At 32.9% G+C, this 12,006-nt stretch carries 6 protein-coding genes and 1 pseudogene; 2 read left to right on the top strand and 5 right to left on the bottom strand.

Annotated elements, in window-relative coordinates; all coding sequences use genetic code 11:
- Nucleotides 1-31 precede the first annotated feature (31 nt).
- Both ILS93_RS23660 and ILS93_RS23655 read right to left on the bottom strand, forming a co-directional pair.
- The gene (locus tag ILS93_RS23660; protein WP_261784308.1) at nt 32-2,335 is read right to left on the bottom strand and encodes a putative mucin/carbohydrate-binding domain-containing protein; all 2,304 of its coding nucleotides are present in this window, start codon (nt 2,333-2,335) and stop codon (nt 32-34) included.
- A 208-nt stretch (nt 2,336-2,543) separates the two neighbouring features.
- Nucleotides 2,544-4,784: a M60 family metallopeptidase gene (locus ILS93_RS23655; protein ID WP_222661432.1), complete on the bottom strand. Its 2,241-nt coding sequence runs from the start codon at nt 4,782-4,784 to the stop codon at nt 2,544-2,546.
- A gap of 699 nt (nt 4,785-5,483) precedes the next feature.
- Between ILS93_RS23655 and ILS93_RS23650 the strand changes: the two are divergent.
- A pseudogene (locus ILS93_RS23650) lies at nt 5,484-5,546 on the top strand (helix-turn-helix domain-containing protein); the annotation flags it as partial.
- Between the two features lie 569 nt (nt 5,547-6,115).
- Here ILS93_RS23650 and ILS93_RS23645 read toward each other — a convergent pair.
- A complete protein-coding gene (locus tag ILS93_RS23645) occupies nt 6,116-6,394 on the bottom strand; it encodes an AbrB/MazE/SpoVT family DNA-binding domain-containing protein (protein WP_064474240.1) in 279 nt (92 codons plus the stop codon).
- Between the two features lie 412 nt (nt 6,395-6,806).
- Here ILS93_RS23645 and opuD point away from each other — a divergent pair, with 412 nt between their 5' ends.
- Nucleotides 6,807-8,357 carry a glycine betaine transporter OpuD gene (gene opuD, locus ILS93_RS23640; protein WP_222661430.1) on the top strand — a complete coding sequence of 517 codons (1,551 nt, stop codon included), beginning with the start codon at nt 6,807-6,809 and terminating at the stop codon, nt 8,355-8,357.
- Between the two features lie 453 nt (nt 8,358-8,810).
- Here the strand turns inward: opuD and ILS93_RS23635 are convergent, their stop codons facing one another.
- Together ILS93_RS23635 and ILS93_RS23630 are read right to left on the bottom strand one after the other, a co-directional pair.
- On the bottom strand, nt 8,811-11,279 hold the full coding sequence (locus tag ILS93_RS23635; protein ID WP_222661428.1) for an ABC transporter permease: 2,469 nt from the start codon (nt 11,277-11,279) through the stop codon (nt 8,811-8,813).
- The gene (locus tag ILS93_RS23630) at nt 11,276-11,989 is read right to left on the bottom strand and encodes an ABC transporter ATP-binding protein (protein WP_222661427.1); all 714 of its coding nucleotides are present in this window, start codon (nt 11,987-11,989) and stop codon (nt 11,276-11,278) included. The genes ILS93_RS23635 and ILS93_RS23630 overlap by 4 nt, the downstream gene beginning before the upstream one ends.
- Nucleotides 11,990-12,006 lie beyond the last annotated feature (17 nt).

Genomic DNA, 12,006 nt, shown 5'->3' with positions numbered 1-12,006 from the left:
TAAATCAATAATTTAAGTTTTGTAGTGAAATCTATGACTTTATTAATAATCCCATAGAGGTAACCTGATATATTCTTTTCTTTCCTATATATTCCTGTTTACTATTCTCAAGATTAGTAAGTGTGGCGCGTGTCTTTTCCTTTTGTGCTTCTCCCTCTATATGAGTAAACTCAATATAATCCCCTACTTTGACTGGAACGGTTTGGCTTTCAGCAGCTTGTTGTCTATTTCCTTCAATTGCTTTATTGTACAAAATATTGCCCGATGAGTTTTGAACTTTAATGCTTGCATACGTATCAGTAAAATAGGAATGGGGTACTCCCGCTTCTAATTTAATCTGCATTTTTTCTGTTGCTTTGTTATACTCTACTTTTGCGATTTCTCGATCATTATATCCCTTTAAAGGCCATGCAAATTGATTTCCATCTAAAACTGTTGTTTCTGGCATTTTCTCTACTTTCTTCAGGCCTTCTTTTGTAACTTGATACCTTGCTGTCTTTCCAATGGTTTCATTTTTTTTATTTTCAAGGTTAGTTAAAGTTGCTCGCGTTTTCTCCTTTGTTGCTTCTCCTTCTATATGGGTAAATTCAATGTAATCCCCTACCTTGACGGGCACAGTTTGACTTTCAGCATTTTGTTGTTTATTTCCCACGATTTCTTTATTGTACAGAACATTTCCAGAAGAATTCTGGACCTTAATACTCGCATACGTACTAGCAAAGTAGGAATGTGGTACACCTGCTTCTAGTTTTATCTTCATCTCTTCTGCCGTTTTATCGTAATCTACTTTTGCAATTTCTCTATCACTATATCCTTTTAATGACCATGCAAATTGATTTCCATCTAAGATTGTTGCTTCTGGCATTTTTTCTACTTTCTTCAGACCTTCTTTTGTAACTTCGTATATGGCTTTTTTTCCAAAGCTCTCTTGCTTACTATTATCGACATTTGTGAAAGTAGCTCTATGCACACCTTCTAAATGTGTTAACTCGATATAATCTCCTACTTTGACTGGTACCTTTTGTGATTCAGCATTTTGCTGTTTGTTTCCATAAATCTCTTTGTTATAGATCACTTTACCTGATGTATTTTGCACTTTAATACTTGCATATGTACTATTAAAGTAGTCATGTGGTACACCTGCTTTTAGATCAATTTGCATTTCTTCTGTTGATTTATTTAAATTTACTTTCGCAAATTCAAAGTCTCCAATCCCTTTCAGCGACCATGCAAATTCGTTACCTTCAAAAATGTTTGGAGATTCATTTTTGATTTGTACCTTTTTCTCAACAGTTTGATCAAATAAATCCGTTAATACAATTTTTGCATAAGCATTTGTTGATAATGATATAGATTGACTGATTCCATTTTGATAAGATTTAATATCATCAATTACGTTAATAGGTTGGCCCGTCATATTTTCATTGTTATAAATTTCAATTTTCCCCTTAAATTGCGGTGTACTATTTTCTTTTAGTTTCCAAGATACATTTAATTTTTCATTTTCATAATATATAGATTGGATATCAAAATCTAGTTTTCCTATTTCAGGTTGAGTAGGTTGATTTAGCGTGAATATTTTTCCTGATCCAATGGTAGACTGCGTATTACCTCCTGCTTTGACCCATACATATTCTGAAGTGGCTCCTCCATCATATTGATAAGTATTATCATGCGTCCCTGAAATATTTTGATTATTCCAGGAATTCCATTGTTTATCTACTAACTTTCGGCTATAACCATTTTTCAGGCGCGCTTCTCGAACATTCTGTCCACTATCAGCCCAGTCTTCTTGAAACATTCCTAATCCATGATTAAATGCAACATTAGCAACAGGAAAATCCATAATTGCAATTTGATGCCATTTATTATTTGTTACATCTTTCAGCCATTGTCCAAATTTAGTATGACCATTTTCTTGCCATGAACGCATTGTCATTCTGTACCAATTGTAGTCTTTCCAACCATAAGTTGTTTGAACCTTCATTCCTGTTCCTTCTCCTCCAAAGGGTCCAGCTTGCGAATTCGGAGATAAGTATTCGGCCTTTATTGCTTCTTTAGAGGAAATTGGATCCCATAAAGCAAAATGTAAAGTACGTTTTCCATTTTCATCAAACCCACTTTGTTGTTGAAAACCAGCATATCCTCCAGCTTCACCACCTGCATTCCAGTTGTGTACAGCCCAGTACGTATAAGGCGGAGTCTGAACTGGTGACCAGTCTATACTAATAATATCTGAGGCAGGTATATTTTGGGGACTGACATAAACTGCTGGAGCAGCTGAATGTGTTGCAGCTTTAGTGTGCGAAATAGACGTTCCAAACATAGAAAACATGCTACATGCTGCGGTAATTATAATAACTTTATTAAATCTTTTCTTTTCTTTTCTTTCTGAATAATCACTAATCTTCTTCCTTTTCTAATTTTAATTTTTGAATAATAACTTAATAGAGAAATCTATCAAAATTCAAGCAACATCCAGTAATTCTTTAAAATACTGCCCCAATTTATGTTTTTCTATCTTCACATCTGATTCTTACATATTACTTGATTGTAAGTGGTTTCCATAACGATACTGCAAATATCCAATTCGGGTCACCATTTCCTTGATGATTTTGAACAGCTTCATACACTTTCCCTTGATGTTCTACTTTGTCTCCCTTTGTATACGCCTTCTTTGGATCCCATTTCTCATAAGATGCATTTTGATCTTTTGTTTTTACCGGAAGAATGTTACTTTGAATTGATGTATTTCCAGCTGCATCTACGGCCTTCACTGCATATTTATATTCCTTATTAACTTTTAAGTTTTGATCAGTAAACGTCGTTCCTTGTACCGTCTGAATTAGTTGTCCATCACGTAATACCTGATATTCTTTTACACCTACATTATCTGTAGAAGGATTCCATTTTAGCTCTACACTGTTAGAAGTTACATTGCTTGCGGATAATCCTTGTGGCTGTGTGGGAGCTTCTGTATCTGGTTTCGGATTAACAATTTGGTTTACTTTCTTCAGGCCATCCTTTGTAACTTCGTATATGGTTTTTTTCCCAAAGCTCTCTTGTTTACTATTATCGACATTCATAAAAGTAGCTCTATGCACACCTTCTAAATGTGTTAACTCGATATAATCTCCTATTTTGACTGGTACCGTTTGTGATTCAGCATTTTGCTGTTTGTTTCCATAAATATCTTTCTTATATACTACTTTTCCTGATGCATTTTGTACTTTAATACTCGCGTATGTTTCATTAAAATAATGATGCGGTATGCCTGCTTTTAAGTCGATTTGCATTTCTTCTGTCGACTTATTGAAATTGATTTTAGCAAACTCAAAATCGCTAATTCCTTTTAGTGACCATGCAAACTGTTTTCCTTCTAAAATATTATTTCCATTAGGCATATCTGGTTTAATTGGATTAGAATCCGTACCCTTCCAAATTTCTGTTGTTAAAATTGGATATCCTAATGCAGCCACTTTTTGGATGGTATCGTTATTTGGACGTAATCCCCACTTCTCAAAGAAAGGAATCAAATTTTGTTTGGCTACTTTTGATGCTGAAATCATAAATAATTGTTTTTTATTTTCATCAGTTTGTGGAATTTCATTTGAAGGCATGTCTCTATACAATTGATGCAATTTAGGATAGAAATCCTCTCCATATGCTAACTGTAGTTGCCAAAGCATAACAAGCTTAACAAAAACATCACTAATTTCATCATAATTTTTATTCGTTTGTTCTAGATATTGAAACGCTTTTGGATAAATTCCACTTTTCTCTAAATTGGATGGTTGATTAAATGCTTTTTCTACAGAAAGGCTGTATATATTATTTTGTACTTCTGTCATATTATAAAACTTCCAGGGCGATTGTTGTCTCAAATGTCCTGCCTCGTGCCATGGACCCCAGCCATCTTTTACAAATTTATCAATATCTAACACGTATTGAATTGCATCTCCTACATATGCAGTTCGATAAGAAGTTGCATACATATAATAATCAGGAGAATGATTTTCCTCTACGTAATGAACATAATGTTTATCTACTTGTTCTTCGGATAATCCAGCTACTTTGTCTTGAATTCGAGTAGCTTCATCCATCTTTTTTAAGAGTTGTACAGGATCTGTATTAGAACCCAACAAATATTTCTTAACACGTGCAGGGCTGGCTGTAATTAATACACGTTCTCCTTTTAACTCCACTGCATGTGCATTAGGATATTGGTCCAGCATGTTTATTAGATCTTGTTTCGTATGCTTTCCTAATTCAAAGAAAGGCGTAGTCGATCCACCTGTTGTGACTGTTGTTCGAATGGTGCCACCTTGTTGTTTATTATAAAAATAAATCATCCCCCCATTTGGAGATTGAATTGTGTTTATACCAGGTTTTAATGTAAATAATTTTATTTTAGAATCTTCTCTCCAAGAAGCATCATACGAATACGTTCCAATATATACCTGAATATCTTGATTACCTTCTACATTAATCGTTATTTGTTCATTTGGTTTTGCATATAAACCAGTGGGTTCATATGGGCTAAATGCCATACTTTTTCTTTCCTGTTGTTTTAGTACCTCGACATCACCTTTCCCTGGGACTGTATACGCTCTATTTTCTGATTTAACTGAATTCTCACCTTGCAGTGATGCTGATAATTTTTTTGGTTGCTGCATTTCCTCTGCAAAGACATCTGGTGAAGAATCCATTCCAGAAGCAAGTATAGTTAATGTTGCAGTAGCTACAAGTATTCTTTTGGTTTTATGCTTTGATTTATTCCCCATAGTATCTCCCTCTCATTTCCTTGATAAATTTAAAAGTTTTCATTTCTTTAGCATGTGTTTACGTGCAAAAACAGTTCATGAACTTGTATTTATTACTTTTTACATAGCCCTCCCTTTACTCTGTTTATAATTATATTTAGATGTTATTTTATGACACATATAAATACAACTTTATAAAATATCTATCAAAAACGTGTATTTATGTTTTAATCTAGTATTCCTAACTGTCTTACAAATCAAATAAATTACACAAAGGTAGTCATTTCGTGTGAATAATACATTAAATCTAATTAATTACAGAGTAATAATTCACAAAAAATTAATATTATGTAAAATTCAAGAAAGTAAATAGCTATAGGCGGATTTGTCATATATACATTGACACCGCTAAGTCATTTACTACCATCAGAATACTTCATTCTTTTTTCTCTTATAGCTTAAGTTTTTAAGTTATTGGGAGATAAAAGCGTCATCTTTTCCTAGGATTCCACAGAAAAGGTATCGTAGTTTTTATCATTTTAGCCAAGAAGACTCCTTCCTCAAGGAACGTGAAATGAGTAGGTGGGAGATGAATTGGCTTCTGACAAGGGATGGCAGGAAGTCATCTTAATTGTTCGACATACTTACATTGTTACTTCAATATCATTCGAATGTACGTTTGTTGTATAATAGGTACATATCAAAATGGGTGTGAAAGGAATGATGATCAATAAAGCATATAAATTTCGTATCTATCCAAATAAAGCACAAGCAACCTTAATCATTCATTAGTTAGCTACTGAAAATACTTTGTTTCAATTGTATGATTAGGGTGTATGATAATAAGTTTAAAAATTATAGAAAAAACCCCGATTTGATTATGTTTCAAAATAAAAGTAAGCCTATGACTCAAAATTACATGTATCTTGGCAGTACCCCTATATTTACCTTTAACAGTACAATTTTTTCATTTGTAAGTTTCTTCAAAATTCCCCCACCACTTAACAAGCCTAATTATTATTTGTTTTTCTTTATAACCTGATTCCATGATATACTCATAATGAGTCGGGGAATCACTCTCCCCTCTATGTACTTATATTTTATCTATTCATTTTGGCGTTTAGACCTTTAAAGCTAAGCGTCCTTTTTCTTTTTTACCCTATAATTCAGTATCTCGTACTAAATTATTTGCTAATCTTCTCAAAACAAACAATACAGTATCTATTTAGCGGCTTAATTCAACATAAGATTATATGTAGACTATTAATTAGGTATTTAGTTTTTTATTAAACATTATGATACGTGAAATTTTATATTTCCCCTATAAAAAAAAAGCCCCTTGAAAGGAGCATTTATTTTACAAGATACTGTTCTATTTCTTTTAGTAATAATTCTGCACCTTCTGGACTTAATGTTATCTTACCATTTGCTAATGCTATGTTATGATTTAACACTTCTCCTGTTAATGCACAAACACCACCAGGCTGATACTTCTGTAAAACAATGTCTTCCCCTTCTACAAAAATCTCTAATGGTGATTTTTCTTTAATACCAAGCGTATTTCTAAGTTCCTTTGGAATTACTACACGCCCTAATTCATCTACTTTTCTAGTTACTCCGGTTGCTTTCATCTAGTCTCTTTCCCCATTTCATTATCAATTTGTACCTAAGTTATTATTAACTATTGTAACAGGCTTTCGCCATAAAGAGATATTACCACATTACTATAAACCTAACAGAACAGGTTACCCCAAAAAAGCCAAAAATGAAATTTTGTGCTATAAAAATTTTTTCTATTTAGAGTGTACCTTAAAATATTAGCTTAATGGGCATGTGGTGCTATCCCAGTAGGCGATTCAAGCAAAGCATTATTACAAAAATGTACAGTATTTTTACGGTGCAAACAATTCTTAATGCGGGTTTTATGTTAGTACGTTGGCTGTACCCTATATCACCTATAAAAAAAGAATTTTTTGACAATTAATCCTATCATTGTTATTATTAATATAATTTTTAACTTTATTAAATAAAAGGTGGGATTCTATGATAAAAAAAGAAAACAGTGTATTCTATATCTCCATCTTGCTTACAACCTTATTTATTATATGGGGTATAATTCCAGCAAGTTGGATACAAAGCTATGATTTACAAAGTGTTACCTCTTCTTTAAACGCATTTATTCTCAATAAGTTTGGATGGTTTTACTCTCTACTTATGACCACAATGATTATTTTAGCTGGTTATTTAGCATCTTCAAAGTATGGCTCCATTCGTCTTGGTAAAGATGATGAAAAACCGCAATATAGTTACCTCTCTTGGCTTTCCATGTTATTTGGAGCAGGAATGGGCATCGGACTTCTCTTTTATGGAATTACTGAACCCATTTCACACTTTGGAGCACCGCTTACCGGTGAACCTGGATCTGAGGAAAGCGCAAAACTTGCTATGCAATATTCATTTTTCCACTGGGGTCTTTTCCCTTGGTCACTTTATGCAATGGTCGCTCTAACAATTGCATATTTTACATTCCGAAAACAAAAAGGTAGCACAATTGGCGCTACAGTTACTCCATTATTTAATCGATCGAAACATTCTCCTATTGGAAAAACAGTAGATATTTTGGCTGTTTTAGCAACTGTATTTGGAATCGTACCATCCGTAGGCATCGGTGCACAACAAATCGCTGGAGGATTAAGCTATTTATTCCCTTCTATTAATAACACAATTGGTACACAACTCGTACTTATTGCCATTTTCACTGTACTCTATTTAACAAGTGCACAAACTGGCTTAGATCGTGGGATTAAATATTTGAGTAACTTAAACTTCTCACTCGCTGGAATATTACTCGTTTCCTTTTTAATTTTAGGGCCAACTGTCTTTATCATGAAGTATTTTACTTCCACACTGGGCTCTTTTATTGGAGCATTACCAAGCATGGGATTAAATTTAGGTGCTTTTAGCAAAGAATCTTCTTCTTGGATTGAAAATTGGACTATTTTTTACTGGGGTTGGTGGATTTCTTGGTCTCCATTCGTCGGTACATTCATTGCCCGTGTTTCTCGCGGGCGTACAATTCGTGAATTTATTATCGGCGTCGTATTAATCCCAACATTCATTTGTACATTTTGGTTCGCTGTTTTTGGTGGTACAGCTATTCATATGGAAATGTTCCAATCACTTGGAATTGCTGATGAAATTGCGAAAAATGGTACCGAAATTGGTTTATTCGCTGTCATTTCGCATTTACCATTCTCAACATTTTTGACCATTATTGGACTAACTTTAGTCGCAACATTCTTCGTTACCTCTGCTGACTCCGCAACATTTGTTGTTGCTATGCAAACAAGCAATGGTAACTTATCACCGAAAAACAGTTTGAAGCTTATTTGGGGTTTAACAATTGCAGCTATTGCAGCCATTCTCTTGCAAGCAGGTGGGTTAAATGCACTGCAAATTGCAGCGATCATAGCAGCTTTACCATTCTCTATTGTAGTCGTTCTTATGGTCACGTCGCTCTTTAAAGAATTACGACAAGAGAATATCATTACTCAAACGAAACAATCACCGCAAAAAATTAAAAAAGTTAAATAATAGAAAAGCACCTCTTCTTTGCTAGAGAGGTGCTTTTCTATTATTTAACCTTACTGTATGGGAGTACCGCCACACATCTATCAACTTAAGAATTTGATAGTTCCTCAAAACGAAGAAATTTTTTATTTCGGAGACTCTTTAAAATATTAGCTTGATAAACATGTGGTGATACCCTTTTATGAACTAACATTAACAAAGTGTCCACTTTCACCTTTCATTTAGTTCTAATTCTTTTGATTTCATTTAACTATTCTTTATCTTTTTCTGAAGCTTTTTCTATTTTATACATTTTAAAACTATCCCTTATCTCAAAAAAAAGCTTACCAAAAGAAGAAATTACCTTCCCTTGATAAAGCTTTAACTTTGTCTAACCTTCTTTTACAAACCCTTTATATTCCACTCTAAAAATTACAGGCATTGTATTTCACGAACAATATATTGTTATGACTACTGTTATTCTTCTCTAATTACATCTATAACATTATCCTTTTGAATTTTCCGAAGTGGTATTAGTACCGCTACATAACTAATCAACAGTGCAGTTATAAATGTGGTAAAGATAGATTGATAAGGAATAATCAATTCAAAAGACACCATATTCGAAAGCGCTATATAAAGAATATATGAAAGCATACAGCCGAAAAAGATTCCTTGTATACTTCCAAAGAGACCGTACAGGAGCCCTTCATAAGTAATCATCTTTTTTAAATCCTTTTGCGACATACCAATCGATTTTAAAGCAGCTAGTTCTTTTCTTCTCATAATGATGCTGACTGTAATGGTATTTAAAATATTCACACAACCAATCAGTGTAATAACAGCTATAAATCCGTACCCTAATATTTTTATATAAAGTACATTGTCTGTATGAAAATTACTTTGAACAATATTATTTTGTACATCTATAGATGCATCTCCACCCAGTTTCTTTTGTATATCTAAAATTGTAGCATCAGCCTGAGATTGATTCTCTAAATCAATTTCAAAACCTGATAATTTTTGTGGAGATGGTGTAATATATTCAGCTATTTGTTCACTAGTAATAAAAGTTATGGTATCCATCACTCTGCTCATATTAAAAATATCCAATTCTACAATTGCAGCTATTTTTAAAGTTTCCAGTTTTTCTTCATTGTAGGAGATTTCCTCTGTAGATTTTCTTTCCTGCTGACTTGTTATTTGGATTTCATCCCCTACTTGAAAAGTGCTTAGAGAACCTATATATTTTTTACTTGTATTCATATCATTCGTTGCAGCTTGTTTTACTAAAATAACCTCTTTTTCACGATTTAATTTTGAAATATCAATTCTTCCACTAGTTACATTTTCAGCTAGTTTCTTTAAACTATTCTCATCGTATGCTTTTATTTGTGTTTTCATAATTTCTACAGTTTGATTATTATATTTTACTTTTTGATACAGCGATTCATTTCCTTGTAATTCTTTAATTTGTTTATTTTTTGGTACTTTCGTATAAAAATCATTTGCCTGATATTGCTTGTACAACTTCTCTACATTATTGACTTTATAAATATTTCGACTCATACGATCTATGCTAGGCTTGTCTAAATTTGAATTAAGCGTAACTGATATGTCCGATTTTAGAGCTTGAATTTCCGGTTGTTTACGCTGAATGACAGTATCTATGAGAAACGTAAACGTAATATACAGTACACTACTTATAATAATAGACAAGATTGTAACTGTATATCTATTGGGATTCCTTTGGATATTTTTTAATGCCATACTTAAGGGAAAAGATAGTGGTTTCTTTAACTTTGTTCTCTTTTTTTTCTTTATTTTTTCTTTTTTTATAGCTAATCGGCTACTTACGGCCAGTAACGGTGAAATTCTACCTGCAAAAAAAGCAGGAAAATAGCTTGAAATATAGACAGTTATCAATGTAATTAGAGAACTTACACATATAATTAACCAATCTAATTTAATTGTATATCCCATAGAGTTTTTAAGTACGTTTATCAGTACTTGATTAAGTAAAAAGACTACTAATATACTGCACATAATCCCAAAAAAGATAGCAATAATTGAAAGAAATGTTGCTTCCCTTATCACAATTTTTCTGATTTGTTTTTTTGTAGCTCCTATACTCCTCAATAGCCCAAACTGTTTCATTCGCTCTACTATACTAATTTGAAATGCATTGTAAATAATAACAATCGTAGAAATCACAACAATTCCAATACTAATAGCGGCTGCCATCATTATCTCCACACTAGGCTTTAAGGCTCTCTTTAATCCGTCATTCACTCTTATATTTTCTTTATTCGTTAATAATTTAAATTGATTTTCAACTTCATCAAAGTTTGCGTACTTATGCAATTCAATCAATACGCTACCTTCTCCAACTTTAAATTTATTTTTATATGTCAATAATTGACCTGTTTTATTTTCCTGAGTACTATTAGACTTATTTAGCAAACCAACAAGTTTATATTTTTTATCATGAATAGTAAACATACCGCCTAATTTAAGATTGGATCCGAAGTAAGGTAGCATCCATTTTTCCAAAACAGCCTCGTTTTCATTTGAAGGTAGCTTACCTTGCACAGGCATACTAGAATTTAACAGCTTTAATGCTTGTTGGTCTGCATACATATAAGAGACAGCTATTTCATCAACATTGAGCGTCTCTCCTGGAGCTATGATGCCATAAGAAGATATATTCGGATTACTTTTTATCATATTGAAAAGCTTTTGATTATAATTTTCAACTGAAATATTTGCGGAACCCATAGAACCTTTTTTAGCATTTTCAATTCCCGAAGTATATCCGCTATTAAAAAACAAACCAATCGTTGTTATTAGCGCCAATGCTAAAATAATGCCTGTTAATGTTAGCAGAGTACGTTTTATATTACTTCTGAGATATTTTTGACTTAACTGTTTGTAACTACGAATCAATACTCCTCCCCTCCACATTTTGCTTGATTTTGCACTAATTGTTTATCTGAAATAATCATGCCATCTGCAATGGTTATAATTCGATCAGAGTTTGATGCGATAGCAGGGTCATGGGTAATTAAAATCACCGTCTGATTATATTTTTTAGCTGTTACTTTTAATAAATTCAGAACTTCTTTTGTATTTTTTGTATCTAGATTTCCGGTTGGTTCATCTGCTAAGATGATATCGGGTTTATTTATAAGAGATCTACCAATAGATACCCTTTGTTGTTGACCACCCGATAATTCAGAAGGCAAATGATCTCGTCTTTCATTTAATCCTAGAGTTCGTATAATTTCATCCAGGTAATGATCATCTACCTGTTCCTCGTCCAGTAGAGCTGGCAAAGCAATATTTTCTTGTACATTCAAGACAGGTATCAAATTAAAAAACTGAAATATAAAGCCAACTTTTCTTCGGCGAAAAATAGAAAGTTCATTATCTTTATAATTATAGATATTTTCACCACCTATAAACACATTTCCTGAACTCGGATGATCCAACCCTCCTAAAATATGTAATAATGTACTTTTACCAGAACCTGACGCTCCAACTATGGTTACGAATTCTCCCCTATGAATGGAAAGATTAATTCCTTTTAACGCCTGTACTCGCGTTTCTCCCTCTCCATATGTTTTTTCTACATCTTCTAATCTAACAACCTCCATACAACTCATCCTTTTCA

This window comes from Bacillus sp. 16GRE42 (assembly GCF_019837435.1).
Taxonomy (GTDB): domain Bacteria; phylum Bacillota; class Bacilli; order Bacillales; family Bacillaceae_G; genus Bacillus_A; species Bacillus_A wiedmannii.
The sequence above is the reverse complement of the archived record's forward strand: the minus strand, read 5'-3'. Positions and strand labels throughout refer to the sequence as shown.